Origin of the sequence: Dyella marensis, from assembly GCF_900112865.1 — a bacterium.
GTDB lineage: Bacteria > Pseudomonadota > Gammaproteobacteria > Xanthomonadales > Rhodanobacteraceae > Dyella_D > Dyella_D marensis_A.
In genome coordinates this window covers 38,854-65,256 of sequence record NZ_FONH01000016.1, presented here as the reverse complement: position 1 = coordinate 65,256, position 26,403 = coordinate 38,854, and the positions used below count along the sequence as shown (strand labels likewise).

Genomic DNA, 26,403 nt, shown 5'->3' with positions numbered 1-26,403 from the left:
ATCTCATTCTATCCGTTATCGCCGTTCCGTGTTGCGATGCCGCAAGAATGTTATGCAAATGTAATCAGTCGCTTGGCGTAGGTTGGGGTGAGCCGCAGGCGAACCCCCAACGTTGCGGTGCGAATAGGGGGCGATGTTGGGGTTCGCCTGCGGCTCACCCCAACCTACGTTTTGCGGCAGACCAGCAGGATTTCGTCGACGCCGGCGGTATCGCCCAGGCCCGCGCGCCATTGCAGCGGCTTCTGCATGCGCACGGCGATCGGCATGAATACGCGGTTGTACCACCACATCGCGCGTTCGCGTTTGTGCGTGAGATACCACTGGCCGATCTCGAGCAGGCGCGAGGATTTCGGCTGCATGCCGTAGATCGCGCTCTGCTCGATGTGGAAGCCGTGCCGTGCGAGCAGCGCGGTGATGTGTTCCGGTTCGTAGCGGCGGCAGTGGCCGACGAATTCGTCGAACGGCGTCCATGCCGCGATATGCAGCGGCACCGACAGCAGCAGCGTCGCGCCGGGCGCGGCCACGCGGGCGAGTTCGCCCAGCGCGCCGTGGTCGTCCGCCACGTGTTCCAGGATGTCGAAAGCGCAGACCAGGTCGAACTGCGCATCCGCATAGGGCAGGGCACCGATGGTGCCATGCACCGCGCTGGCGCCCTGGCGGCGCAGCTTGCGTAGCGCCTCGGTGCTCAGGTCGACGAAGCAGGTGTCCTGCAGCGGCAGGCGCGGGCGCAGGCCCGGGGCGATTTCCAGGCGGCGCGTCGACAGCGCGGCCAGCTCGCGCACCAGCGGCCAGGTATTGAAGCGTTCCGGCGGCACCAGCCGGGCTTCGGCCCACAGCGGCTCGTAGAAGCTGCGATTGGCGGCGAGCAGGTCGGCGTCGCTGCGCGGCGCGGGCGCGAAGTGGGTGGGCATCGGCCTAGTGTGGCGCTGGCCCGGCTGACAAGCGAGTGAATCCGTCCGCGATTTCTTGCGTCAGGCGATGCGGATCAGCTCGGTGCCGGCGATCACGTCGTGCAGCGTGCGGCGGCGCGGATTGGTCAGCGCCCAGGCGAACCAGATCGTCCACGCGACCAGCACGGCCCACAGCGATGCCGCCGTGCCGAGTACGCGGGCCAGTTCCAGCAGCAGCAGCGGCGCCGCGCCGGCGAGCAGGCGGATCGCCGCCTGCGCGAAACGCACCGGTCCGCCGTCGCTGCGCACCAGGCGCAGCCGCCACGGCCGCATGCCCAAGGTCTGTCCGCCGCGCAGCCACGAGGCGATGAAGTACGCCGACAGCACCAGGCCCTGCAGCGGCTGGTACCACCACACGGTTTCCACGTGGCCCGCGGTGGCGATCAGCTGGCCGCCGGTGGCGCGCTGGCAGATGTAGCCGACGGTGGCGACGATCGCGATCACCGCCCACAGGTCGTAGAACAGCGCCAGCAGGCGGCGCGGCAAGGTGGCGGGTACGAGGGCGGCGTTGGGGATGCTCGGGTTCATTCGTCGGCTTGCGTCCGGCGCGCGCTATGCCCAGCATCTCGCGCATGTCAGAGAAAGCCGCAAGTATCGCCGAAGCCGACCAGCGCAGCATCGCCGCCTTCCTCGAGCGGGTGTGGTCGGAGGACGGCCTGTCCGATCGCACGCTCGAGGCCTATCGCCGCGACCTCGAAGGCCTGGCCCGCTGGCTGGCCGGCCGCGGGCTGGGCTTGAGCCAGGCGCGGCGGCAGCACCTGTCCGAGTATCACGGCGCGCAGCCGGTAGCCGTGCGTTCGATGGCGCGGCGGCAGTCCTCGTTCCGGCGCTACTACGGCTTCGTCGCGCGCAACGAGCCGGGTTTCGAGGATCCGACCCTGCTGATCGAGCGTCCGCGCACGCCGCGCAGCCTGCCCAAGGCGCTGGCCGAGCGGGAGATCGAGAGCTTGCTGCAGGCGCCGGACCTGGAAACCACCCTGGGTCTGCGCGACCGCGCGATGCTGGAGCTGATGTACGCGTCGGGCCTGCGCGTGTCCGAGCTGGTCGAGCTGCCGCTGGCCTCGCTCAATCTGCGCCAGGGCGTGCTGCGCGTCACCGGCAAGGGCGGCAAGGACCGGCTGGTGCCGGTGGGCGAGCTGGCGCTGGAACGGATCGAGGCCTATCTCGCCACGGCGCGCCCCGTCCTGGCCAAGGGCCGCCAGCCGGCGGCGCTTTTCTTAAGCAAGCGCGGCGAGGGCATGACCCGGCAGATGTTCTGGACCCTGGTCAAGCGCTACGCGCTGCGGGTCGGCATCGTGGCCAAGCGCATCTCGCCGCACGTGCTGCGGCATTCGTTTGCCACCCACCTGCTCAACCACGGTGCCGACCTGCGCGCCCTGCAGATGCTGCTGGGCCACAGCGCGCTCAGCACCACCCAGATCTATACGCTGGTGGCCAAGGAAGGACTCAAGCGGCTGCATGCGCAGCATCATCCTCGCGGTTAGGACGTGTCCGACAAAGCGTTCAAGCCGCCTGTGCGAGAATCCGCCATCCCCGATCATTCCGTACCCGAACGGAAGCCAGAGAGGTTTGCGATGTTCAAGAATGGATGGCTGGCCCTGTGCGCCAGCGTGGTTTGCGCGTTCGCGTTCGCCCAGCCGGCACGCGCCGCCGACGATGCGGCCAAGGATGCGCCCAAGGCCAGCGCCGAAGACATCGTGCGGCAGGCCGTGACCGGCCTGGCCAGCAAGGCGCAGATCGAATCGATCAGGCCCTCGCCGATCCCGGGCTTCTACCAGGTCATCGCCTCCGGCCAGCTGGTCTATGTCAGCGCCGACGGCAAGTACATGTTCACCGGCAACCTGATCGACCTGGCCAGCAAGAAGGACATGAGCGACCTGCTCTGGGCCGATTTCCGCAAGGCCCAGCTGGACAAGCTGCCGGCGTCCGACCGCATCGTGTTCGCGCCGGCCAGGCCGCGCTACAAGGTGAGCGTCTTCACCGACGTCAACTGCGGCTACTGCCGCGCGCTGCACCAGCACGTGGAAGACTTCAACAAGGCCGGCATCGCGCTGGAATACATCGCCTGGCCGCGCGAGGGCGTGCTCAGCACCGGCGGCAACCCGACCCCGACCTATACCGAGATGGTCTCGGTCTGGTGCGCGGCCGACCGCAAGGCCGCCTTCAGCGCCGCCAAGGAGGGCAAGCAGCCCAAGGCCGCCAGCTGCGCCAACCCGGTGAAGAGCGAGTTCGACCTGGGCGTGCGCCTGGGTGTCACCGGCACCCCCACCATCGTGGCCGAGGACGGCACCGTGCTCGGCGGCTACATGACTCCGGACCAGCTGCTGCAGGCCCTGCAGAAGCGCGGGATCAAGCCGGCCAGCTGAGCCGCCACCGCCAGGCGTAGGTTGGGGTGAGCCGCAGGCGAACCCCAACGGACGTTACGTACGCGGAGGCCTGTTGGGGTTCGCCTGCGGCTCACCCCAACCTACGCCGGAGGCCAGGGGCGGGGCGGGCTCGGATGTTGTCCTGCAGCATGGGGTAGAATGGACGGCTTCTCCGTAGAGCTCCCGTTCCCCGCAATGATCGCACTCGACGGGCAGGCCGCCCTTTCGCCGTTCCGCCTCGAACGCCTCAATGCCCGCCTGGATGCCCTGCATCGCGGCGCCCGCGTGCAGGCCTCCTGGTTCGTCTATTTCATCGACGCTGACGTCGTCCCCGAGGGCGAGCAGCGCCGGCGCCTGCTGGAAGTGCTGGAGGCCAAGGACAGCGCCGCCGAGACCGCTTCGCTGTGGGTGGTGCCCCGCCTGGGCACGATCTCGCCGTGGTCGAGCAAGGCTACCGACATCCTGCATGGCGCCGGCTTCGCGGTGCGCCGGGTCGAGCGCGGCGTGGCCTACCAGATCGCCGGCCTGCCCGAGCCGGGCGCGCCGGAATACGACGCGATGATGGCCGTGCTGTGCGACGCCATGACGCAGTCGGTGCTCCACCGCATCGACCAGGCCGGCGGCCTGTTCCTGGCCGGCCAGCCGGGCGAGCTGGTGCACATCCCGCTCGGCGGCGACGCCCGCGCCGCGCTGGCCAAGGCCAATGCCGAGCTGGGCCTGGCCCTGGCCGAGGACGAGATCGACTACCTGGCCGAGCGCTACGCCGAGCTGGGCCGCGATCCGACCGACGCCGAACTCTTCATGTTCGCCCAGGCCAATTCCGAGCACTGCCGCCACAAGGTGTTCAACGCCAGCTGGACGCTGGACGGCCAGCCGCAGGACAAGAGCCTGTTCGGCATGATCAAGAACACCCACCAGCACTCGCCCGCGTACACGCTGTCCGCCTACAAGGACAACGCCGCGGTGATCGAGGGCAGCCATGGCAAGCGCTTCTTCACCGACGCCGACGGCATCTGGCGTCGCCACGGCGAGCGCATCGACTACGCCATCAAGGTGGAGACGCACAACCATCCCACCGCGATCGCACCCTGGCCGGGCGCGGCCACCGGCGCCGGCGGCGAGATCCGCGACGAGGGCGCCACCGGTCGCGGCGCCAAGCCGAAGGCGGGGCTCACCGGTTTCTCGGTGTCCGACCTGCGCATCCCGGGCCATCCGCAGCCGTGGGAAGTGGAACGCCCGCTGCCGCCGCGCATGGCCAGCGCGTTCGAGATCATGCGCGATGGCCCGCTGGGCGCCGCCGCGTTCAACAACGAATTCGGCCGTCCCTGCCTGGGCGGCTACTTGCGCACCTACGAGCACGAGACCGGCGAAGCCGGCGTGCGCCGCGGCTACGACAAGCCGATCATGATCGCCGGCGGCCTGGCCAACATCCGCTCCGAGCATGTGCAGAAGCGGGACATCCAGCCCGGCCACAAGGTGATCGTGCTGGGTGGCCCGGCCATGCTGATCGGCCTGGGCGGCGGCGCCGCCTCGTCGGTGGCTTCCGGCACCTCCAGCGCGGAGCTGGACTTCGCCTCGGTGCAGCGCGACAACGCCGAGATGGAGCGCCGCTGCCAGCAGGTGATCGACAGCTGCTGGTCGCTGGGCGACAACAACCCGATCGTCAGCGTCCACGACGTGGGCGCGGGCGGCCTGTCCAACGCGATTCCGGAACTGCTCAACGACGCCGGCGTCGGCGGCGTGATCGATCTCTCCAAGGTGCCGTGCGACGACCCGTCGCTGTCGCCGATGCAGGTGTGGAGCAACGAATCGCAGGAGCGCTACGTGCTCGGCATCGCGGCCGAGCGCCTGGCCGAGTTCGAGGCCTTCTGCGTGCGCGAGCGCTGCCCCTACGCGGTGGTCGGCGACGCCACCGCGGAGCGCAGCCTGCTGGTGACCGACCCGCGCCGCAACCTCACCGTCATCGATCTGCCGATGGACGTGCTGTTCGGCAAGGCGCCGCGCATGCACCGCGACGCCAGGCGCGTGAAGCCGCGCATCGACGTGGTGCCGGATCTGTCCGGCATCAGCATGGACGAGGCCCTGCGCCGCGTGCTGCGGCTGCCTACGGTGGGCAGCAAGAGCTTCCTGGTCACCATCGGCGACCGCACCGTCGGCGGCCTCAATCACCGCGACCCGATGGTCGGCCCCTGGCAGGTGCCGGTGGCCGACTGCGCGGTGACCATCGCCGATTTCGACGGCTACGCCGGCGAAGCGATGGCGATGGCCGAGCGCGCGCCGGTGGCCCTGCTGAGCAGCGCCGATGCGGCGCGCCTGGCGGTGGGCGAGGCGATCACCAACCTGGCCGCCGCGCCGATCGCCTCGCTGGGCGAAGTGCGCCTGTCGGCCAACTGGATGGCCGCGGTCAATCATCCGGGCGAGGACGCCGCGCTGTTCGACGCGGTGAAGGCCGTGGGCATGGAGCTGTGCCCGGAACTGGACATCTCCATCCCGGTCGGCAAGGACTCGCTGTCCATGCAGACCGTGTGGACCGACGGCGACCAGCCGCAGCGCACGATCGCGCCGGTGTCGCTGGTGATCACCGGCTTCGCGCGCGTCAGCGACGTGCGCCGCACGCTGACCCCGCAGCTGCGCCTGGACCGTGGCGACTCCGACCTGTGGCTGCTCGACCTCGGCGGCGGCCGCGACCGCCTCGGCGGTTCCGCGCTGACCCAGGTGTTCAACCGCGGCGGCGGCGTGCCGCCGGACCTGGACGACGCCAAGTACCTCAAGGGCCTGTTCGAGCTGGTGCAGGAGGCCAATGCGGCCGGCCTGCTGCTGGCCTATCACGACCGCTCCGACGGCGGCGCCATCGTCACCCTGCTGGAAATGGCCTTCGCCGGCCATTGCGGCCTGGAGATCCAGCTCGAAGGCTGGGCCGAGGCGGCGCTGCGTGCGCTGTTCAACGAGGAGCTGGGCGCGGTGGTGCAGGTGGCCCAGGCCAACCGCGAGGCCTTCGAGGCGCTGCTGGTCAAGCACGGCCTGGCCGGCATGAGCTATCGCATCGGCCATCCGAAGGAAAAGCTCGGCATCAAGCTGTTCCACGGCGGCGAGAAGCAGTTCGCCTGGAAGTGGACCGAGCTGTTCGCGGCGTGGAACGAAACCAGCCACCACATGCAGCGCCTGCGCGACAACCCGCTCGGCGCCGATGCCGAACTGGAATGGCGCCTGGACGACGCCGACCCGGGCATCAGCCCGAAGCTGTCGTTCGATCCGGCTGACGACGTGGCCGCGCCGTACATCGCCAAGGGCGCGCGTCCGCGCGTGGCGGTGCTGCGCGAGCAGGGCGTCAACGGCCAGGTGGAAATGGCCGCCGCCTTCGACCGCGCCGGTTTCGACGCGGTGGATGTGCACATGTCCGACCTGGCCAGCGGCCGCATCAAGCTGGCGGACTTCCGCGGCTTCGCGGCCTGCGGCGGCTTCTCCTATGGCGACGTGCTCGGCGCGGGCCGCGGCTGGGCCACCTCGATCATGTACAACGAGCTGCTGCGCGCGGAGTTCACCGCGTTCTTCGCCGATGCGAGCAAGTTCGCGCTGGGCGTGTGCAACGGCTGCCAGATGCTGTCGCAGCTGAAGGACATCATCCCGGGCGCGCAGCACTGGCCGAAGTTCCTGCGCAATGCGTCCGAGCAGTACGAAGGCCGCGTCGCCACGCTGGAAGTGCTCGATTCGCCGAGCATCTTCTTCAAGGGCATGGCCGGCTCGCGCATTCCGGTGGCGGTGGCGCACGGCGAAGGCCGGGTCAGCTTCCCGCAGGTCTGCAGTCCGTCGAAGTCCGGCGGCGCGGTGCGCTTCGTCGACAACCGCGGGCGTCCGACCGAGCACTACCCGCTCAACCCGAACGGTTCGCCGGGCGGCCTGGCCGGCTTCACCGCGGCCGACGGCCGCGTGACGATCATGATGCCGCACCCCGAGCGCGTATTCCGCACCGCGCAGATGAGCTGGCATCCGGACCACTGGGGCGAGGATTCGCCGTGGATGCGCATGTTCCGCAACGCCAGGGTGTGGTGCGGCTGAGGGTCGCCCATGTCTCGATGAGCGGGCGCGCGGCGTGAGCTCGTCGCCCGGCCAGCGCTTCGCCAGCCGGCTGTTGTTTGCCGGATGGGCGGTACTGCTGGCGTTGTTGCCATGGTGGCTGGGGTTGGCGCTGCTGTTTGCGCTCACCGTGGGTGCGGTGCTCTGCACGCGCCGCTCCCATCCTTGGGGTGAGCTTTGCCGCAGCGGTCTGAAGTGGGGCCTGCCCGGCATGCTGTTCGCGCTGCAGCGCGCGCTCGGCGGCGACCTGGTCGCCTGGGGCGCGGCCTTGCTGGGTGCGCTGGTCGGCTATTCGCTGGTGGCCCTGCTCGAATCGCTGCTGCTGCATCGCGTGCGGCACAGCGCGGCGCCTTCGCCGGAGTGGAGCGACATGGCGATGGCGCCGATCGGGCCGCCCGCGCGCATCATCGAGCTGGTGCCGGTGGCGTGGCGCGATGCCGTTGCGGACATGTCCCGCGAGAGCCTGCGCTACGAACTTACGGCCGCAGACGAAGGCAACTATCGCTTCGCCGACGGGCACACACTGCAGCGCCTCGGTCCGCGCCATGCCTTCAGTCCGCAGGGACGATGGTTTGCGGCGAACCAGCCTGCGGGCCGGGGCGACCTCCTGTTCGATCGCGCGCGCGGCAGGCAACATCGCCTGCGCGGCTGGGAGCTGTGCGGCTGGGACGGCGACGACAGTCCGTGGCTGGCACGCCATGCCGACGGCGTGCCGGTGCCTCTGCACCAGGCGCTGGGTCAGGATGCGCCGCGCGATTGATGGTTCTTCCACCGGGATTTCGCGCAGCGGCTATTCCGTTCGCCGGCGGCTCCCCCATACTTGGCCGCTATGAATTCAGCCTTCCAAACCACTCCCCTGGTCAGCGTGATCGTGGTCGCCGCCGACAGCGGCCCGACGCTGCGCGAATGTGTACGTCGCGTGATGGAGTGCGAAGTGCCGCTGGAGCTGATCCTGGTGGACAACGGTTCCTCCGACGGCATCCCGCAGGCGATCGAGCGCGCGATGCAGCAGGAGTGGCGGCTGCGGCCGGTCTACAACCACGCCAACCTCGGCTTCGGTCCGGCGGTGAACCGCGGCGCCGCGCAGGCGCGCGGCGAGGTGCTGCTGATCCTCAACCCGGATTGCATGCTCGACGATGCGAGCCTGCGGCGCCTGCTGGAGCTGCTGAAGGCGCATCCGAAGGCAGGCGTGGTCGGCGCCGTGGTGTGCGACGAGCAGGGCGCGCCCGATCGCGCCTCGTACCGGCGCGATCCTTACCTGGGCCGCGCGCTGCGCAGCCTGATGGGGCAGGGCGAGGGCGTGAACATCGGCGGCGAGATGCCGGCCGGGCCGGTGCGCGCCGAGGCAGTATCCGGTGCGCTGATGGCGATGCCGCGGGTGGTGTTCGAGAACCTGCGCGGCTTCGACGAGGATTACTTCCTGCATTGCGAAGACCTGGACCTGTGCCGCCGCGCGCGCGACGCCGGCTACGAGGTATGGCTCGCTGGCGATGTGCACGTGCTGCACGGCAAGGGCGGTTCCAGCCGGCATCGCCCGGTATTCGTCAGCTGGCACAAGCATCGCGGCATGTGGCGCTGGTTCCGCAAGTTCGATCCGGCCGCGCGCAATCCGGCTTTGTCCGCCGTGGTGTGGCTAGGCGTTTGGGTGCATTTCCTGCTGAAGATTCCGGGCCAGTGGCTGCGCCTGCTCCGGCGCAAGGCGGCACCTGTGGCAGGCAGCGCATGAGCGCTGCGCAGGCGCGCGTCGCCACGCTGGCGACGCTGGGGCTGGTCGCGGTCACCACCATCTGGGGTTCCACCTTTTTCCTGATCAAGGATCTGGTCGGGCGCATGGCGCCGGCGGATTTCCTGGCGGTGCGCTTCCTGATCGCGGCGGCGTCGATGCTGCTGCTGTTTCATCGGCCTTTGCTGCGGCTGACGCGGCGGGAATGGCTGCAGGGTGTTGCGCTCGGTGTGGTGTATGGGATCGCCCAGCTGCTGCAGACGAGCGGCCTTGAACATACCTCGGCCAGCATCAGCGGCTTCGCCACCGGCATGTATGTGGTGTTCACGCCCCTGCTCGGCACGGTGCTGCTGCGGCAGCGCCTGCCGTCGATCACCTGGATCGCCGTGCTGCTGGCGGTGGGCGGCCTGGCGCTGCTGGCGCTGCGCGGTTTCAGTCTTGGCTACGGCGTGTGGATCACGCTTGCGTCGGCCTTGCTCTATGGCCTGCATATCGTCGGGCTGGGCGCGTGGTCGCGGCCGGGGCAGGCGTTCGCGCTGTCGACGCTGCAGATGCTGGTGATCGCCGCGGTGTGCGTGCTGGCGACCTTGCCGCATGGACCGGCCGTGCCGCCGGATCCGCAGGCATGGGCAGCGGTGGTGTACATGGCGCTGGCCGCCGGCGCGGGCGCGATGCTGGTGCAGACCTGGGCGCAGGCGCATATCAGCGCGACGCGCGCGGCGATCGTGATGACCACCGAGCCGGTGTTTGCCGCCGGGTTTGCGGTGGCCTTCGGCGGCGAGGGGCTGACGTGGCGGATGCTGGGCGGCGGGGCGCTGGTGCTGGCGGCGATGTATCTGGTGGAGCTGGCGCCGCGGCGTTCGAATGCATTGCCCGCCGAGGCTGCGCACCACGAAGTGTAGGTTGGGGTGAGCCACAGGCGAACCCCAACGGACGTTTCCACGCGCGACGCACTTGTTGGGGTTCGCCTGCGGCTCACCCCAACCTACGCCGGTTTCTTCGGCCTCGGCTGCATCGCGATCCGCACCAGGTACACCACGATCGCGATATTCCCCAGCAACACCACCAGCTTCAGCCAGCTGAAGTGCGCGATCGTCTCGTAGAACTCCACCGGCACCAGCGAGCCGGTGGCGATCACCGTGAACCACTCGGCCCAATGCTTGCGCAGCCATAGCCCGGTGCCCTCGGTGGCGAAGATCGCCGCATAGGCGAGCGCGACGATGCCGACCGCCACGAACTTGCTCGGCCCCTGTTCCATCAGCAGATGCACCAGCTGCCAGCGCAGATGGTTGCTGTCGGTCAGCGACAGATGCTCCAGCCAGCGCACCAGGTGATCGAAGCTTTCCTGCCGGTTGAGCCGGAACGCGGCGATCGCGACCAGGATCAGGCCCACGGTCTTGATCGCCTTGTAGATGGCGATCACGCGCAGGCCGAGGCTGTGCTGCGCCTCGACCGCGGAACTGGGGCCGGTAAGGTGGTGGTCTTTGAGGGACATGGCTGCGGGGATATGGGGACGCCTGGGGTATCCCGAAAGGGGGCGCCCGGGACGGGCTCATCGGAGGACGACGAAAGATAGCCGGTGCCGCCCGCCGGGGCGAGTGCGCCTGGCTTTCCGGACTCCCTGCCGCCGGCGCCGCCGCCTATTGGAAAAATCCTGGCGTTCGATCACCGATGCTCTTGAGATATTCAACGCTTCTTCAAAAGCGCATCAAGGGCTGCAACATGTGGCTTTGCCCGGCGGACATTGCAGTCCCTTCCGGCTCCATCCGGCACCACTCAAGCGCATTTGCGCCAGCCCGCGCCCGACCACGCTGGTAACGGCGCCGCCCCCGCAGTATCGCCCACAAGTCCTTCATTCCCACCGGCCCGAGAGGCCGGTGCTGCATTGCGGTGGGCCAAGGATGGTCCACGGCCAAAAAAGGGGTATCCAAAGTGAGGCAATTCCGTATGTCGAAGTCGAATAACAACATGCCGCGCCGCCGCGAGCTGTATGCCGCGCTGGCGCTGTTCCTGCCGGTCACTGCGTTCGCGGCCATCACGCCCGCGGCAGGCGGGCCCGGCGTGGTGTCCGGTACTACGCCGGTGGTCAATATCGTCGCGCCCAACGGGGCCGGTGTATCCCACAACCGTTTCGAAGCCTTCGGCGTCGATGCCTCGGGTGTGGTGCTCAACAATAGTGTCAACGCTGTGCAGTCGCAGCTGGCCGGCCAGATCAACGGCAATGCGAACCTCACCGGTGGCGCGGCCAAGGTGATCATCACCGAAGTCACCGGCCAAACCGCGTCGGCATTGAATGGCGCCATGGAAATTGCCGGCCAGAAAGCTGCGCTGGTGCTGGCCAATCCGAATGGCATCAGCGCCGACGGTGCAAGCTTCATCAATGCCTCGCGCGTGACCCTCGCCACCGGCACTCCGCAGCTGGACAAAGCGGGCCGGTTGAATGCCATCACGGTCGGCCAGGGCGCCATCAGCGTGACCGGCAAGGGACTGGACGCCACCGGCGTCGATCGCGCCGACCTGTATGCCCGCAGTGTGGAACTCAACGCCAAGCTCCAGGCCAAGGAGCTGAACGTAGTGACCGGCGCAAACAAGATCGGCTACAGGAGCGATGCGGTGACGGAGCTCAAGAAGGGCACCGGCACGGCGCCGACCGTGGCGCTGGACGTGAGCGCACTGGGCAGCATGTATGCCGATTCCATCATGATGCTCGGTACCGAGAAGGGTGTGGGCGTGAACGTGGCCGGCACGCTGCAATCGCTCGAGGGCGAACTTTCGATGGACGCTCAGGGCGCCGTGAAGATCGCCGAATCCGCCGTCGTAAAGGCGCAGACCGATCTGGGGATTCACTCCGGTTATCACGAGGAAACGGCCAAGGTCACTGGTTTGACGATCGCCGGCAGGGCGGAGGCCGTGACGGGATCCGCGGATGTGTCGACCGCTGGCGCGCTGAACATCGCCGAGTCCGGCGTGCTGAAAGCACAGAACAACGTGGACATGCACGCCGGCTACGACAACTACACCATCGAAGACACGGGTATGACGATTGCCGGCCAGGTGGAGGCGGTGAAGGGTTCAATGAATGTGACGTCCACGAGCGTGGTGGACATCGCCAAGACGGGCGCGCTGAAAGCGCAGAACAACCTGAACCTGTACTCCGGCTATGACAATTACACCGTTGAAAACTCGGGGGTGACGATCGCCGGTAAGGCGGAGGCCACGAAGGGTTCATTGAATGTGGCCACCGCCGGCGCAGTGGACATCGCCGAATCCGGAACGCTCAAAGCCGGGCGGAATCTTGGCTTGAGCGCGGGCTACGGCCGCTGGGATTACCTCGTGACCGATGACCGTGGCGTTAGCGTGGCCGGTAAGGTCGATGCGAACGCTTTGACGGTGCGCAGCGCCGGTATGCTGGATATCGCCAAGACCGGCGTGCTGACGGCGAAGGGCGACCTGTCCCTGCGTGCCGGCAGCGGCGCTGGCAGTTCCGGCTATGGCTACAGCTATGGCTACGCTTCGAGCTACGGTTACAGCTACGGTTACAGCTATGGCTACGGCTATGGCCGTTATGGTCGTCCGTCCAGCAGCGGCATCAACGTGGCCGGCAAGGTCGAGTCGACGAACGGCTCGCTGTACGCCAATGCCTCCGGCGCGATGAATATCGCCCAGACCGGCAGCCTGAAGGCGCAGAAGAACCTGAGCATCAGCACCGGCCGCAATACCGACGCCGTGCTGACCGACCTCGATGAGAACGTGGGCCTGAACGTGGCCGGTGCCGTGGAGTCGCTCACCGGTTCGGTGGACGTGAGCTCCTCTGGCGCCGTGCAGCTTGCCGATACCGGCTCGCTGAAGGCGCAGAAGAACCTGAGCATCGCCGCCTCCGACGTGGACAACGCGGGTACGCTCACCGCGACCAAGGGCAACATCGTCATTCGCGGCCGCGGCATCTGGGCACCGCAGAGCAGGTTCAGCACCACCGGTACGATCTCGGCGGGTGGCAAGGCCTCCGTCTCCGGCTTCGACGACAAGGAAGTGAAGGGGACCATCAAGGCCGGCACCACCGATTTCCTGCTGGATGAGTATGGTCACAAGCTGAAGTCGGGCAGCGAGGACCATACGGGCTCGCAAGCCCGCGCCTACTGGCCGAGGTGGATGCATTGGGCGATGTGGTAAGACGGCACCGACATGGAGTGAACAGGCAATAGCCGTCAGGCGGCCGGGGCGAAAACCCCGGCCGTTTTTTTCATGGGTCGAAAAACAAAGGCCGCGCATCGCTGCGCGGCCTTCGAAGAGCGACACGAGCGGCTCAGCAACAGCGCCCGCCCGTCCCCTTGTATCTCGCCACCTGCCGCTCGCGAAAGAACTCCGCATAAGTGGGCACCTTGCGCTCCGGATGATGCTCGCGCAGGTGCCTCACATAGACGTCGTAGTCCGGTACGCCGCAGCAGAGGCGGGCGGTCTGCACCGCCCATTTCCGGAATGCCTGGAAGCTGGCTGTCATGGTCGGGCCCTCAGCGGGTGGGTGCGCCTTCCAGCGCCACGTAGGGTTCTTCATGGGCGGTGGGATGGTTCACGCGCCAGGCTTTCAGGATCGCGTTGATGGCGAAGCCGGCCATGGTCACCACCAGCAGCATGAAGATGCCGGTGAGCGCGGCGTCCACGTAGTTGTTGGTGACGATGCGCTGCATCTCCGCGACGCTCTTGGCCGGTGCGAGCAGCTTGCCTTCGGCGGCGGCGGCCGCGTACTTCTGCGCCGCGGCGGTGAAGCTGATCGAGCCGACCAGCTTGTAATAGCCCGCGGTGAGCGTGCACACCACCAGCCAGATCGCCGGGATGCCCGGCACCCACACGTAGCGCTCGCGCTTGAGCTTCACCGTCACCACCGTGGCCAGCATCAGCGCCACCGCGGCGAGCATCTGGTTGGCGATGCCGAACAGCGGCCACAGCGTATTGATGCCGCCCAGCGGATCGACCGCGCCCTGGTACAGGAAATAACCCCACAGGCCCACGCAGATCGCGGTGGCGATCAGGTTGCCCGTCCAGGATTCGGTGTGCTTCAGCGGCTCGTGGATCAGGCCGGCGATCTCCTGGATCATGAAGCGGCCCACGCGTGTGCCGGCGTCCACCGTGGTCAGGATGAACAGCGCTTCGAACAGGATCGCGTAGTGGTACCAGAACGCCATCATGCCTTCGCCCGGGATGATTCCATGCAGCAGCTGGGCCATGCCCACCGCCAGGGTCGGCGCGCCGCCGGCGCGGCTGAGGATGCTGCTCTCGCCGATGTTCCTGGCCGTGTTCAACAGTTCGTCGGGCGACACCACGAAGCCCCACTGGCTGATGGCGGTGGCCGCGCTCTGCGCGGTGGTGCCGATCAGCGCGGCGGGCGAGTTCATCGCGAAGTACACGCCCGGATGCATCGAGGCGGCGGCAATCAGCGCCATGATGGCGACGAAGGCCTCCATCAGCATGCCGCCGTAGCCGACCATGCGCGCCTCGCCCTCATTGCTGAGCAGCTTGGGCGTGGTGCCGGAGGAAATGATGGAGTGCCAGCCGGATACCGCGCCGCAGGCGATGGTGATGAACAGGAACGGGAACAGGTTGCCCTGGAACACCGGGCCGGTGCCGTCCACGAACTTGGTCAGCGCGGGCATCTGCAGCGTCGGCGCGGCCAGGAAGATGGCCAGCGCCAGCAGCGCGATGGTGCCGATCTTGAGGAAGGTGCTGAGGTAATCGCGCGGCGCCAGCAGCAGCCACACCGGCAGCACCGAGGCGCAGAAGCCGTAGGCGATCAGCAGCCAGGCCAGCGCCTTGGCGTCGAAGTCGAACGCGGCGGCCCAGGCCGGCGAGGCGGCGACGTAAGCGCCGGACCAGATCGCCAGCAACAGCAGGATCAGGCCGACGATCGACACTTCGAGGATCTTGCCCGGCCGGATATAGCGCAGATAGATGCCCATCAGCAGCGCGATCGGAATGGTGCAGGCCACCGTATAGGTGCCCCAGGGGCTGTGCGTCAGCGCCTTGACCACCACCAGCGCCAGCACCGCCAGCACGATCATCATCAGCACCAGCACGCCGAACATCGCCACGATGCCGGCCACCGGGCCGAGCTCGTCGCGCAGCATGTTGCCGAGCGAGCGGCCATCGCGGCGCACCGACAGGCCCAGGATCATGAAGTCTTGCACCGCGCCGGCGAACACCACGCCGAACAGGATCCACAGCGTGCCCGGCAGATAACCCATCTGCGCGGCGAGCACGGGGCCGACCAGCGGGCCGGCGCCGGCGATCGCGGCGAAGTGGTGGCCGAACACCACCCATTTGTCGGTGGGCACGTAGTCCAGGCCGTCGTTGCGCAGCACGGCAGGCGTGGCGCGGGAGGGGTCCATGCGCAGTACGTACGTGTCGATGAACCTGCTGTAGAAGCGATAGCCGATCACGAACACGGCGATCGCCGCGGCGACCAGCCAGATCGCATTGATCGGCTCGCCCCGGCGCAGGGCCACGACGCCGAGGCACCATGCGCCGACGATGGCGATGGCGGCCCACAGGATCTTGCCTGCGGGACTGGGTTTGGTAACGGCGGTATGCATGAAGGGACTCCCTCGGACGTTCTTTCGCAAGAGTCCGCCCCGCGCTGGCGGGGGTCAATGCCCTGGGCGCGCGCGAGCATTAGCCATTGGTCGAATGCTGCAGCGGCGCCACGGCATGCGGCGGCGCCGCAAATTCAGCCGGCGGTCTCCGCCGGTGCATCCACCAGCACCGCCGCCAGCGCCTGCGCCAGCTGTTCGCCGTGCAGCGGCTTGCGCAGGAAGCCGTCCATGCCGGCGGCACGGGCGCGGCTTTCCTCGTCGCCGCCGGAGCGCGCGGTGATGGCGATCATCGGCAGGCGGTCCTCGTGTTCGCGCGAGCGCACCAGCCCCGCCCACTGGAGGCCGTCGAGGCCGGGCAGGTCCAGGTCGACCAGCGCGGCATCGAAGCGCTGGCGTTCCAGCGCTTCCATCGCACGCAGCGCGTTCGGCACGTGCTCCACCGTGTGCCCCTGCGCTTCCAGCAGGCCGGCGATCACCGCCGCCACGGTCGGCTCGTCCTCCAGCAACAGCAGCCGCCAGCGCGGTCCGCTGTCGCCGCGCGCCACGCGCTCGGCCGGCGAGGCCGTGGCGGGCAGCGGCAGGTGCACGCGGAAGCTGCTGCCCTTGCCGGGCGCGGATTCCAGCGCGATGCGGCCGCCCATCAAGGTGGCCAGCTCGCGGCAGATGGCCAGGCCCAGGCCGCTGCCGGAGCCGCGCTGCGGGCCGTCCAGCTGCTGGTAGTGCCGGAACAGCTTGGCCTGGTCGGACGGCGCGATGCCGGGACCGGTGTCGCTGACCACGAACACCAGGCCGTCGCCGTCGGTGTCCAGGGTCAGGCGCACTTCGCCGCGCTCGGTGAACTTCAGCGCATTGCCGCTGAGGTTGAGCAGGATCTGGCGCACGCGCACGGCGTCGCCGTGGACATGCGCCGGCACGCCTTCGCGCACGTGCACCTGCAGCGACAAGCCCTTGCTCACCGCCTTGCCGCGCTGCAGGTCGGCCACGTCGAGCAGCAGCGCATGGGGATCGAACGGCGCGGGATTGAGCTGCAGCCGCCCCGCCTCGATGCGCGCCAGGTCCAGCGCATCGTTGACCAGGGTCAGCAGCACCTCGCCGGAGTTGCGGATGGTCTGCGCGTAATGCCGCTCGGTCGTGCCGAGCGGACGGCTGAGCAGCAGTTCGGCCATGCCCAGCACGCCGGTCATCGGGGTGCGGATCTCGTGCCCCAGCTCGGCCAGGAACTGCGTCTTCGCGCGGCTGGCCGCCTGCGCCAGCTGATGTTCCTGGGTGATCAGGGCCAGCCGGTGGCGCTGTGCCTGGCGCCGGCGCATGGCTGCCAGCAGCGCGGCGAACAGCAGTGCCAGCAGCAGCGCATAGGCCAGCCAGGCCCACCAGCGCAGCCAGGGCGGACTGTCCGCATGGATGCGCAGTGCGGGCAGCTCGCCCCAGGCGCCATCGGGACCGGCCGCCTGCACGTGCAGCACGTAGTCGCCGCCGGGCAGCTGGGTGAAGCTGCGGTCGCCGCGCGCGCCGGTGTCGACCCAGTCGCTGTCCAGCCCGTCCAGGCGGAAGCGATAGCGCGTGCGCTCCGGCGCCAGGTAGGTCAGGGCGCGCGCGCTGACGGTGAGATCGCGGTCGCTCCATTGCAGCCGCCACGGCTGCGCGTCCGCGGCCAGGCGCAGCGTCTGGTTGCCGCGGCGCACGCTGCCGTCTTCCAGGCGCATGCGCGGCTCGCGCGAATATTCGCCGAGCGCGTTCGGCGCGAAGATCGCGATGCCTTCGTTGGTCGCCGCCGCCACGCGCCCGTCCCACAAGCTGGCGTGGCTGACGTTGGTGAACTGGCTTTCCGGCAGGCCCTGTTCCAGGCCCGGTTCGCGCACCTTGCCGCTGACCGGGTCGAAGCGCCACAGGCCGCTGCGCGAGAAGAACCACACGCGGCCCGGCCCGTCGACATGCATGCCCAGCACATCGCTGAGCGGGTGCTGGCGATACAGCGGATAGCTTCCGGCCGGCACGGCGCGCTGGCCATCCAGCTTGAACACGCTGAGGTTCTCGTCGTCGAGCAGCCACAAGCGACCATCGCCGAGACCCAGGAAGTGGAAAGCCGTCGCCGGCACGCCTTCGATGAAGCTGGCCTGCGCATCGCCAGGCGTCCAGCGCATCACGCCCGCGCTGGTGGCGAACCACAGCGCGCCGTCGTACAGGTGCATATCGGCGAACGTGAGGTTTCTGGCGCGCGGGCCGAAGTCGAGCGGATGCCCCTTGAGCGTGTCCGGATCGCAGGCGTACACGCCGTCGTCGTTCTGCAGATAGGCCGTGCCGTCGGGGCCGAACAGGATGCGTTCGGCCATCGGCGCTTCCAGCTCGATGGCCTTGTCGCCGTCGAGCACGAAGCTGCCGCTGGCCGAGGCGATCCACAGGCGGCCGCGCGCATCCTCGCGGATGGCATTGGCACTGCGCCCCTGCGGCAGGTGGAACGCGAGATGGCGCACCTTGCCGGTGGCGAGGTCCAGGCGATCGATCGCACCGTTGCTGCCGGCGATCCACAGATGATCGCCGCGGTTGCCGGCGACGGCGTGGTACGCGCCGGGCACGATGCTGTCCGGGTTCTCCGGAACATGCGTGACGTACTGGAAGTCGTTCCAGCGCGGCGACAGATAGGCCAGGCCGTTGTAGGTGCCGATCCACATGCCGCCTTCGTGGTCGCGCAGCAGCTGGGCGATGAAGCCGTTCGGCAGGCCGTGGCGCAGCAGCGGGCGCGGCTCGAGGCGGCGGTAAGTGCCGTCGGCGTCGCGCAGGTAGACGCCTTCGTTGGTGCCGATCCACAGGCGGTGCTGCGCGTCGGCGGCAAGCGAATAGATCAGCTTCTGCGGCAGCACCTCCGGCGCCACCGGCACGGCGCCGGTCGCATCCGCCGCCAGCGCGTACAGGCCGCGGTTGCTGCCGATGTACAGCGTGCCGCCGAGGCGGGCGAGCTGGTAGATCTTCAGCGGCTTGTCGCGGAAGGCGTCGTCGGGGCGCGCGAATGCCACGTGGCTGATGCGTCCGTCGGGCGCGCGATGGTCCAGTCCCCGGCCGGTGCCGATCCACAGGGTGCCGTCCGGATCCGCCAGCAGCGAATACACCGTGTCGGACGACAGCGTGCCGGGGTCGGCCGGATCGTGGCGCAGGTGATCGAAGCCGCGTCCGTCCGCGCGCATGCGGTCCAGGCCCACGTCGAAATGGCCGACCCACAGCGGGCCCTGGCCCGCGCGCGCCAGCGCGGTGACGTCGTCGCTGCCGGCGGAGGCCGGATCGGCCGGGTCGCGGCGCCAGTGGTCGAAGTTGCCCTGCGCGGGGTCGTAGCGCACCAGGCCGTCGCGGCTGCCGCCCCACAGGCGTCCGTCCGGGTCCACCATCAGGGTGGCCAGCGGCATCGCCGGCAGCGAACGCGGATCGCGCGGATCGTGCCGCCATACGCGGAAGCGCTCGCCGTCGTAGCGCGCCAGCCCGGATTCGGTGGCGACCCACACATAGCCCTGGCCGTCCTGTGCCAGTGCATCGATATTGCTGCTCGGCAGGCCTTCGGCCATGCCGTAGTTGCGGAAACTCGGCACGGTCCAGGCCGGTGGCGGCGCGCCGGCACCGGCGGCGGCCAGCAGCGTTTGCAGCATCAGGGCGGAAAACAACAGTCGATCTCCTCGCCGGCCGGGCGGCGCCTTGCCAAAACAGGTGGTATGGGTGGATGCGGTGCCCCCGGCGCAGCCGGCCCATCCTTCGCCGGCGTAGCGGGTCGATGATGCCGCATCGGCCATGCGCCTGCTGTTTCCGGGTTCACGGTGCCTGCACGGCGCACCCCGCCGGGATTAAGCTGGCGCCCCCCGCCGCGCCTTGCAAAGGCGCCGCGCGGCCCTCAGTCAGAACGCAACGCCAACGCATCGAGGCCAGCATGATCCGCGAGATTCTCAAGATGGGCGACCCGCGCCTGCTGCGCGTGGCGCCACCGGTGCCCGACGCGATGATCGGCTGCGCCGAGCTGGACACGCTGATCCAGGACATGTTCGACACCATGCACCATGCCGGCGGCGTCGGCCTGGCCGCGCCGCAGATCGGCATCGACCTGCAGTTGGTGATCTTCGGCTTCGACAGTTCCGAGCGCTATCCGGACGCGCCAGCAGTGCCGCGCACCATCCTGCTCAATCCGGTGATCATGCCGCTGTCGCAGGACATGGAAGAAGGCTGGGAAGGCTGTCTCTCGGTGCCCGGCCTGCGTGGCGCGGTGAACCGCTACACCATGATCCGCTACCAGGGCATCGATCCGAAGGGCGAGCACATCGACCGCAATGCGCAGGGTTTCCACGCGCGCGTGGTGCAGCATGAATGCGATCACCTGATCGGCCGGCTGTATCCGTCGCGCATCACCGATTTCGGCAAGTTCGGCTTCACCGAAGTGCTGTTCCCCGGCATGGATCCCGGCGCGGACGAATAAGCCGGCGCCTCAGCCCGCGCGCCGCCACGCGCTCCACGGCCCGTGGCGCCCGCGCGGCGCGCGCCGTTCCGCCAGCGGTGCTTCCGGCAGGTCGAACCAGAACGTGCTGCCCTGGCCCGGCGCCGAACGCAGGCCGATATGCGTGCCGAGCAGGCGCGCCAGCCGGTCGCCGATGGTCAGGCCCAGGCCGTAGCCGTCGCGGCGCGGATTCTCCGCGTCGGGCAGCTGCACGAATTCCTCGAAGATCTGCTGCTGGTGGTCCTGTGCGATGCCCGGGCCGTTGTCGCGCACCTCGATGCGCACGGCATGGTCGTGCCGGCGCGCGGCGATCAGCACGCGGCCCATCGGCGCATTGGCGATCGCGTTGCTGGCCAGCTGCAGCAGCAGGCCGGCGGCCAGTTCCGCGTCGCCGTGCAGGCGGTGGTGGCTGCCGCGCCAGATCAGGGTGACGCCGCGCCGCGCGGCTTCCTCGGCCAGCCAGGTGCGGTCGTGCAGGAACAGTTCCGCGGCGCTGAATTCCGCCGGCCGCACCACCACCACGCCGGCGTCCAGGCGCGAGATCTCCAGCAGGCCTTCGAGCAGGCGCGTCATCGAGCTCACGCTGGCACGCATATGCGCGAGCAGGGCCTGCTGGTCCTGGTCGGGGCCGGGATCGAAGTTCGCCGCGAACAGCTGCAGCGCCTGCAGCGGCTGGCGCAGATGATGGTTGACCAGGGCGATGAAGCGCGACTTGCCGCGGGCCGCGGCATGGCGCTGGCGCATGACGTCCTGGCGCGCCGAATGCCAGGCGCGCGGCCAGCCATCGGCGAGGCAGTGTTCCAGCGCGCGCTCCAGCTCGGCGAACTCGCGGGTGGAGGCGGTCACCGCCAGCGGCGGCAGGCGGTCTTCCTCGAGCGCCCGGCGCAGCTCGGCCAGCGGCCGCAGCACGTGGCGGCGCAACGACCAGCGCGCCAGCCAGCCCAGCAGCAGGATGCCGCAGGCGCACAGCGCGCCGAGCAGCCAAGTCACCGCCTGCGCGCGGCGCAGCGGGCCCAGGTCGGCCTGCGCGGTCAGCCAGGGCCGGTTGCCGGCGGTGCCGGCCAGCTCGCGGCGGTAGTTGCCGGCGTCCTGGTCGGGCAGGGCGCTGCCGCTGTTCCATGCCGGGCCGTCGGGGTAGCTCAGCCCCGCCTGGCGCAGCAGGCCGTCGCGGCGGGCCTCGTCCAGGAAGCCTTGCGGGGCGGCCAGCGCCTGGTCCGCGGCCAGCGCGCCGGCCAGCTGTTCCACCCGCAGGGCGGCCCGCGCGTCCGCGCGCTCGCCCTGCATGCCGGCGACCTGCACGGTCAGTACGGTGACCAGCACCAGTGCCGCGAGCGTCGCGGGCAGTACGGCGTCCAGGAGCAGCCGGCGGAGGAGGGACTCGCTGGCCATGCGCTCAGCCTTCGCCGCGCCGGCTGCGGCCGGGCAGTTCCCATGGCCGGGCTGAAACAGGGCACTGCGGCAGGGGCACGGCGGTAGTCGTGGACATGAATGGTCGCGGCAGCGGTTGTAGGCGAGGCGCGATGGGCGCCTTGGAGCCCATCCATGGCATGCGACCACTCTAGGCGAGGCGCCAGGGCCATTCGATACGCTGTTCGACCTAGCTTCTCGGCGTATGGCGCCGCGCCCGTGCATGACGCCGCCATCATTTGCCGTTACCTTGCGCGGCCAGGGGCCCGCCGGGCCACCACCGAGGCTCTGGAGAAAAGCCCATGTCCATCCGTTTCCGTCCGTTGTTCGCGCTGTCCCTGCTGTGCCTGGCCGCCTCCGCGGCCGCCGTGGAGCTTCCCGCCAACCTGCCCAAGCGCAAGGCCGGCCTGTGGGAGATGCAGATGGGCATGGCCGGCGGCCAGTCGCAGACCATGAAGGTGTGCCTGGACGAGGCGACCGACAAGGCGATGTACCAGATGGGCGCGCAGATGAGCGGCTCGATGTGCAGCAAGTTCTCGCTCGCCGTGAAGGACGGCGCGGTGGTCGCCGACGGCGTATGCAACCTGCCCGGCCCGCAGGGCAACATCACCATGACCAGCCACAGCGAGACGCGCTTCCAGGGCGACAGCGCCTACCGCACCACCGGTCACGTCAAGTACGACCCCGCGGTGATGGGCCATAGCGAAGCCGACGTCGACAGCAGCGGCAAGTGGGTCGGCGCCTGCGCCGCCGGGCAGAAGCCGGGCGACATGATCCTGCCGAACGGGCAGAAGGTGAATCTCAACGATATGGCGAAGGCCAAGTAGGTTGGGGTGAGCCGCAGGCGAACCCCAACGAACGTTCGAGATTTCGATGAATGATTGGCGAGGCGAGCCCCATGCTCCTGTTGGGGTTCGCCTGCGACTCACCCCAACCTACGGCGACGAGGCGTTCAGCCGCTTCACCAGCGCCTCGTGGTCGGTATCGAGTTTCTTCAGCCGCGCATCCAGCGCCGCGCTGTTCACCCATTGCGCGCCCAGCGCGCGCCGCCGTTCCAGCGTCCAGGCGATGTCCGCGAACGGCAGCAGGGTGTCGTTGCCGGCGGGGGCGAAGCCGCTGATGTCGTGGATCAGCTTGAGCTTGGCCAGTTCCGCCGCGCCGTTCTTGCCCTTGGCGTAGCCGGTGAAGAACGCCGCGATGCGCTGGCGCAGCTCTGGCGGCAGGTCGGTGCGCACGATCACCACCGCGTGCGGGATCAGGTTGGACTTCCACAGCACGCGCAGCCGCGCGTACTGCTCGGGAAAGCGCTGGGCAAAGCGTTCCAGGTCGGCGGTGTTGTTGGTGGCGACATCGGCTTCGCGGTTGGCCACCGCCAGCGCGTTGTTCTGGTGGTTGTCCACCGCGACGCTGGCGAAGAAGGTGTCCGAATCCAGGCCGCGGCCGGCGAACAGCTGCGTCTCCGGCACCACATAGCCGGACACCGACAGCGCCTCGCCGCGCGCGTAACGCCAATGCCCCGGCTGGCGGAAGATGTCGTCCACGCTGCGGATCGGCGAGTTCTTCTCCACCAGCAGCACCGAGTAATAGCCGCGCGAGCCGTCGCCGCGGGTGAGCTGGGCGAGCACGCGCATGCGGTCGCGCGCCACCGCGTCCAGGGCCAGCTTGCCGGAGACGAAGGCCAGGTCGATGCGATCCTCGGCCAAGGCTTGCGCCAGGCCTTCGTAGGTGCTCACCGACAGCGGCCGCACGCTGCGATGCAGGCTGCGCTCCATGTCGTCCAGCATCGGCCGCCAGGCTTCCAGCGACTCGGAGGGGCCGCCGATCGGCAGGATGCCGAAAGTGAGCGGGCGTTCGCCCGGCGCGGGAGCGGCCGTGGCGGCGCCGGCCAGCACCGCCATCAGCAGCGCCATGGCGCGCAGCACGAAAAAAATCGCCTTGGCCAGTCGCGACCGGCCATGCCGTAAGCCTGCGGTCCGTCCCTTGCGCAACGCCTCTCTCCCCCGGCGGACGGCGAACGGGTCGCCGTGTCGGGGCGGTTCCTCCACCCCGGATGGGGCCGAAGCATACGCCATGGGCGCGCCGCCGGAAGCGGGCGCGCCGCACGTCATGAGGTTTCCTACAGGCCGCTGATGCGCCGCGAAGCCACCACCGCCTCGACCCGGTTGCGCACGTTGAGCGCGCGGAAGATCGCCGCCAGGTGGATCTTCACCGTGCCCTCGCTGATGCCCAGGTCGCGCGCGATCAGCTTGTTCGGCTTGCCCTGCGACAGCAGGCGCAGCACGTCGATCTGGCGCTCGGTGAGCAGCTTGCGCAGCCGCTCTTCCAGCGTATCGATGCCGTTGGATGCGCCGGGCGGCGGCGGCACGGCGACGTGCCGCTCGTCCAGCATCATCGGCGGGACATAGGTGCCGCCGGACAGCACCAGCCGCACGGCCGAGAGCATCACCTCGGGCGAATAGGCCTTCGGGATGAAGCCGCGGGCGCCGGCGGACAGCAGTTCCTTCATCAGCGCCGGATCTTCCGAGCCGGACAGCACGATCACCGGCAGCCCCGGCAGCGCGCGGATGGTTTCGAGCAGATGCGAGGTGCCGTGCGCGCCCGGCATGGCCAGGTCGATCATGGCCAGCTTGAGCTGGCGCGCGTCCTCGCTGCGGATCAGGTCGCGCAGTTCGTCCACGTCCTGCGCCACCGCGAAATCAGTCTCCGGCCCGAGCTCGGCGAGCTTGAGCTTGACTCCTTCGACGATCAGCCGATGGTCGTCCGCGATCAGTATCCGCATGTCGCTCCCCAGGCGCCCAGCTCCCCGTCCCTCATGGCGCGCGGATGAAACATAGTGCCAGCGCTTGGCCGGAGCAACCGCGCTCTGCTTCGCCATATGGCCTAGACGCTAGGTGATAGGGGCGTGAACCCGGCCGTGGAGATCGGCACGCCCCGTCCGGTCACGCGCAGGGTGACCATCGCTTCGCGCAGCTGCTCGGGCGAGACCGGCTTGTACAGCACCGGAATCCGCGCGGCCATGATGGCGCGCAGGCGGTCGCTGCGCGTCTCGCCGGTGATCAGCAGGCGCGGGAACGGCTCGAAGCCCAGTTCCGCGTAGCGACGATCCAGCTCGGCCAGCACATCCAGCCCGTTCTCGTTGTCGCGCAGGCGCAGGTCGGACATCACCAGGTCCGGCGGCGTCACCCAGGTTTCCATCGCTTCCAGCGCCTGCACGCGATCTTCGGCCACCGCCACTTCGCAGCCCCAGCTGCGCAGCAGATAGCGGATGCCGGAGAGGATCGCCGGTTCGTCGTCGATCACCAGCACGCGCATGCCCGAGACATCCAGCGCCGCTTCTTCCACCTCCAGGCGCGCCGGATGCTGCGGCGGCACTTCCGGCAGGTGCAGGCTGAACACGCTGCCGCGGCCCGGCGTGGACTTCAGCTGTACCCGCGTATCCAGCAGCTCCGCCAGGCGCTGCACCGTGGCCAGGCCCAGCCCCAGGCCGCGGCGCGGGCCGGAGTCGTGCTCGCCGCTGCCGTGATGGTCGACGCGGTAGAACTCGTCGAACACGCGCGCCTGGTGTTCCGGCTCGATGCCGCTGCCGGTATCCCACACGTCCACGCGCACGGTGCCGTCGTGGCGACGCCGGGCCACCACCAGCACGCCGCCTTCATGCGTATAGCGCAGCGCATTGCTGACCAGATTGTTGAGGATGCGCGCCAGCATGGTGCGGTCGCTGCGTACCCACAGGTGGGTGGTGCGCATCACCAGGCGCAGGCCGTGCTGCTCGGCGATCATGCGGAAGTTGCGGCTGACTTCTTCGAACACGTGGTCGAGCGGGAATTCGCTGATCTCGATCTGCATCGCGCCGGTTTCCAGGCGCGACAGGTCGAGCAGTTCGCTGAACAGGTGATCCAGCGCCTCGACGCATTCCTGGATATGCGCGATGCGATCCAGCCGCACCGGATCGCGCTCGTCCACCGACAGTGAGGAGGAGAACAAGGTCAGCGCATACAGCGGCTGGCGCAGGTCGTGCGAAGCGGCGGCGAGGAAGCGCGCCTTGGCCACGCTGGCCGCTTCCAGCGCGGCGTTCTTGCGCGCCAGCTCCACCGTGGCGTGTTCGATCTCCTGCTCCATGCCGCGCTGCACGTCGAACAGCGCGGCGGCGGCGCTGTTGAAGCCGCGCTGCAGTTCGCCGATCTCGTTCTCGTCGGTGACTTCCACTTCGACGCGCCGGTCGCCGCGACCGAGCTTGTGCACCGCGCCGGCCAGGCGGCGCAGCGGGGCGCTGATCCAGCGCGCGGCCTGCCAGCCGACCACGCCGGCAATGAACAGCGCCAGCGCCAGCGCAATTAGGGCGTTGCGCAGGCTGGCGCGCTGCGCGGCGATCGCCTCGCCCAGGCTCAGGTCGATCAGCACCGAGCCGAGCGCGGGCTGCAGGGGCTGGTCGCCGTCCTTCACATCGCGCACCACGGTGAGCACTTCGCGCGCCCGGGCGGCGCTGTCGCCGCGGCTGTCGGCGAGGATCTCGCCGTCGGCGGCGCGGATCTGCACGTGCGCGACATGCGGCAGGTCGCCGACCGATTCGGCGATGCGCTTCAGATCGCGCCGCTGCATGTTGCGGATGGCTTCGGCGGAGACCGAGGCGGCCTGGGTGGCGATCGCATCGGCGGTGCTCTGCGCCATGCCGCGCAGGGTGTTGAGCTGGTAGCGGGTGAGCATCACCACCAGCAGGGCGGCGGTGACCAGGGTCGGCACCAGGGCGATGAAGGCCAGCCGCTGCATCAGCGACGTACGCCTCCACAAGCGTACCGTCCAGTTCGCCCCGGCGACGGCCATCGATGCTTTCCCC

At 69.1% G+C, this 26,403-nt stretch carries 19 protein-coding genes; 9 read left to right on the top strand and 10 right to left on the bottom strand.

Features of this window, described 5'->3' with window-relative positions; genetic code table 11:
* Positions 1–164 precede the first annotated feature (164 nt).
* Entirely contained in the window at positions 165–911 is a 747-nt protein-coding gene (locus tag BM172_RS17180; RefSeq protein ID WP_026635640.1) for a class I SAM-dependent methyltransferase, read from the bottom strand.
* Between the two features lie 60 nt (positions 912–971).
* Complete coding sequence (locus BM172_RS17175) at positions 972–1,478, bottom strand: RDD family protein (RefSeq protein ID WP_026635641.1); 507 nt, start codon at positions 1,476–1,478, stop codon at positions 972–974.
* Between the two features lie 44 nt (positions 1,479–1,522).
* On the opposite strand from BM172_RS17175, the gene xerD reads away from it, so the two are divergent.
* From xerD to BM172_RS17145, 6 genes are all read left to right on the top strand, one after another.
* The gene (gene xerD / locus BM172_RS17170; RefSeq protein WP_026635642.1) at positions 1,523–2,434 is read left to right on the top strand and encodes a site-specific tyrosine recombinase XerD; all 912 of its coding nucleotides are present in this window, start codon (positions 1,523–1,525) and stop codon (positions 2,432–2,434) included.
* Positions 2,435–2,524: 90 nt separating this feature from the next.
* Positions 2,525–3,316: a DsbC family protein gene (locus BM172_RS17165; protein ID WP_026635643.1), complete on the top strand. Its 792-nt coding sequence runs from the start codon at positions 2,525–2,527 to the stop codon at positions 3,314–3,316.
* A 195-nt stretch (positions 3,317–3,511) separates the two neighbouring features.
* Positions 3,512–7,372, top strand: a complete 3,861-nt coding sequence (gene purL / locus BM172_RS17160; RefSeq protein WP_026635644.1) for a phosphoribosylformylglycinamidine synthase — start codon at positions 3,512–3,514, stop codon at positions 7,370–7,372.
* Positions 7,373–7,406: 34 nt separating this feature from the next.
* Complete coding sequence (locus BM172_RS17155; protein WP_051548774.1) at positions 7,407–8,150, top strand: hypothetical protein; 744 nt, start codon at positions 7,407–7,409, stop codon at positions 8,148–8,150.
* 69 nt (positions 8,151–8,219) lie between these two features.
* Positions 8,220–9,116, top strand: coding sequence for a glycosyltransferase family 2 protein (locus BM172_RS17150; protein ID WP_026635645.1), 897 nt, complete (start codon positions 8,220–8,222; stop codon positions 9,114–9,116).
* On the top strand, positions 9,113–10,015 hold the full coding sequence (locus tag BM172_RS17145) for a DMT family transporter (RefSeq protein ID WP_026635646.1): 903 nt from the start codon (positions 9,113–9,115) through the stop codon (positions 10,013–10,015). The genes BM172_RS17150 and BM172_RS17145 overlap by 4 nt, the downstream gene beginning before the upstream one ends.
* Positions 10,016–10,098: 83 nt before the next feature.
* Here the strand turns inward: BM172_RS17145 and BM172_RS17140 are convergent, their stop codons facing one another.
* Entirely contained in the window at positions 10,099–10,608 is a 510-nt protein-coding gene (locus BM172_RS17140) for a DUF2127 domain-containing protein (protein ID WP_026635647.1), read from the bottom strand.
* Positions 10,609–11,081: 473 nt separating this feature from the next.
* Here BM172_RS17140 and BM172_RS17135 point away from each other — a divergent pair, with 473 nt between their 5' ends.
* Complete coding sequence (locus tag BM172_RS17135; protein WP_177218833.1) at positions 11,082–13,283, top strand: filamentous hemagglutinin N-terminal domain-containing protein; 2,202 nt, start codon at positions 11,082–11,084, stop codon at positions 13,281–13,283.
* Between the two features lie 133 nt (positions 13,284–13,416).
* Here the strand turns inward: BM172_RS17135 and BM172_RS17130 are convergent, their stop codons facing one another.
* The 3 genes from BM172_RS17130 to BM172_RS17120 all read right to left on the bottom strand — a co-directional run bounded on the left by BM172_RS17130 (position 13,417) and on the right by BM172_RS17120 (position 19,344).
* Positions 13,417–13,611, bottom strand: coding sequence for a YbdD/YjiX family protein (locus tag BM172_RS17130; protein WP_026635649.1), 195 nt, complete (start codon positions 13,609–13,611; stop codon positions 13,417–13,419).
* Positions 13,612–13,621: 10 nt separating this feature from the next.
* Complete coding sequence (locus tag BM172_RS17125; protein WP_026635650.1) at positions 13,622–15,697, bottom strand: carbon starvation CstA family protein; 2,076 nt, start codon at positions 15,695–15,697, stop codon at positions 13,622–13,624.
* Positions 15,698–15,831: 134 nt separating this feature from the next.
* Positions 15,832–19,344 carry a hybrid sensor histidine kinase/response regulator gene (locus tag BM172_RS17120; protein WP_035323479.1) on the bottom strand — a complete coding sequence of 1,171 codons (3,513 nt, stop codon included), beginning with the start codon at positions 19,342–19,344 and terminating at the stop codon, positions 15,832–15,834.
* Between the two features lie 260 nt (positions 19,345–19,604).
* Here BM172_RS17120 and def point away from each other — a divergent pair, with 260 nt between their 5' ends.
* A complete protein-coding gene (gene def, locus BM172_RS17115; protein WP_026635651.1) occupies positions 19,605–20,144 on the top strand; it encodes a peptide deformylase in 540 nt (179 codons plus the stop codon).
* A gap of 9 nt (positions 20,145–20,153) precedes the next feature.
* Here the strand turns inward: def and BM172_RS17110 are convergent, their stop codons facing one another.
* A complete protein-coding gene (locus tag BM172_RS17110; RefSeq protein ID WP_026635652.1) occupies positions 20,154–21,551 on the bottom strand; it encodes a sensor histidine kinase in 1,398 nt (465 codons plus the stop codon).
* 320 nt (positions 21,552–21,871) lie between these two features.
* Here BM172_RS17110 and BM172_RS17105 point away from each other — a divergent pair, with 320 nt between their 5' ends.
* Positions 21,872–22,396 (top strand): DUF3617 domain-containing protein, encoded by a 525-nt coding sequence (locus BM172_RS17105; protein WP_051548775.1) that lies wholly within the window; start codon positions 21,872–21,874, stop codon positions 22,394–22,396.
* Positions 22,397–22,504: 108 nt separating this feature from the next.
* Here the strand turns inward: BM172_RS17105 and phnD are convergent, their stop codons facing one another.
* From phnD to BM172_RS17090, 3 genes are all read right to left on the bottom strand, one after another.
* Positions 22,505–23,491, bottom strand: coding sequence for a phosphate/phosphite/phosphonate ABC transporter substrate-binding protein (gene phnD / locus BM172_RS17100; RefSeq protein ID WP_231504210.1), 987 nt, complete (start codon positions 23,489–23,491; stop codon positions 22,505–22,507).
* Between the two features lie 194 nt (positions 23,492–23,685).
* Entirely contained in the window at positions 23,686–24,348 is a 663-nt protein-coding gene (locus BM172_RS17095; RefSeq protein ID WP_026635655.1) for a LuxR C-terminal-related transcriptional regulator, read from the bottom strand.
* Between the two features lie 101 nt (positions 24,349–24,449).
* Complete coding sequence (locus tag BM172_RS17090) at positions 24,450–26,390, bottom strand: ATP-binding response regulator (protein ID WP_051548778.1); 1,941 nt, start codon at positions 26,388–26,390, stop codon at positions 24,450–24,452.
* Between the last annotated feature and the right edge of the window lie 13 nt (positions 26,391–26,403).

Excerpts from the sequence above, each read along its gene's own strand:
- BM172_RS17090 (WP_051548778.1), bottom strand. The coding sequence starts at position 26,390 with ATGGCCGTCGCCGGGGCGAACTGGACGGTACGCTTGTGGAGGCGTACG.
- BM172_RS17165 (WP_026635643.1), top strand. The coding sequence starts at position 2,525 with ATGTTCAAGAATGGATGGCTGGCCCTGTGCGCCAGCGTGGTTTGCGCG.
- def (WP_026635651.1), top strand. The coding sequence starts at position 19,605 with ATGATCCGCGAGATTCTCAAGATGGGCGACCCGCGCCTGCTGCGCGTG.
- BM172_RS17135 (WP_177218833.1), top strand. The coding sequence starts at position 11,082 with ATGCCGCGCCGCCGCGAGCTGTATGCCGCGCTGGCGCTGTTCCTGCCG.
- BM172_RS17095 (WP_026635655.1), bottom strand. The coding sequence starts at position 24,348 with ATGCGGATACTGATCGCGGACGACCATCGGCTGATCGTCGAAGGAGTC.
- BM172_RS17175 (WP_026635641.1), bottom strand. The coding sequence starts at position 1,478 with ATGAACCCGAGCATCCCCAACGCCGCCCTCGTACCCGCCACCTTGCCG.
- BM172_RS17125 (WP_026635650.1), bottom strand. The coding sequence starts at position 15,697 with ATGCATACCGCCGTTACCAAACCCAGTCCCGCAGGCAAGATCCTGTGG.
- BM172_RS17110 (WP_026635652.1), bottom strand. The coding sequence starts at position 21,551 with ATGGCCAGCGAGTCCCTCCTCCGCCGGCTGCTCCTGGACGCCGTACTG.
- BM172_RS17150 (WP_026635645.1), top strand. The coding sequence starts at position 8,220 with ATGAATTCAGCCTTCCAAACCACTCCCCTGGTCAGCGTGATCGTGGTC.
- xerD (WP_026635642.1), top strand. The coding sequence starts at position 1,523 with ATGTCAGAGAAAGCCGCAAGTATCGCCGAAGCCGACCAGCGCAGCATC.
- BM172_RS17105 (WP_051548775.1), top strand. The coding sequence starts at position 21,872 with ATGTCCATCCGTTTCCGTCCGTTGTTCGCGCTGTCCCTGCTGTGCCTG.
- BM172_RS17145 (WP_026635646.1), top strand. The coding sequence starts at position 9,113 with ATGAGCGCTGCGCAGGCGCGCGTCGCCACGCTGGCGACGCTGGGGCTG.
- purL (WP_026635644.1), top strand. The coding sequence starts at position 3,512 with ATGATCGCACTCGACGGGCAGGCCGCCCTTTCGCCGTTCCGCCTCGAA.
- BM172_RS17180 (WP_026635640.1), bottom strand. The coding sequence starts at position 911 with ATGCCCACCCACTTCGCGCCCGCGCCGCGCAGCGACGCCGACCTGCTC.
- BM172_RS17140 (WP_026635647.1), bottom strand. The coding sequence starts at position 10,608 with ATGTCCCTCAAAGACCACCACCTTACCGGCCCCAGTTCCGCGGTCGAG.
- BM172_RS17130 (WP_026635649.1), bottom strand. The coding sequence starts at position 13,611 with ATGACAGCCAGCTTCCAGGCATTCCGGAAATGGGCGGTGCAGACCGCC.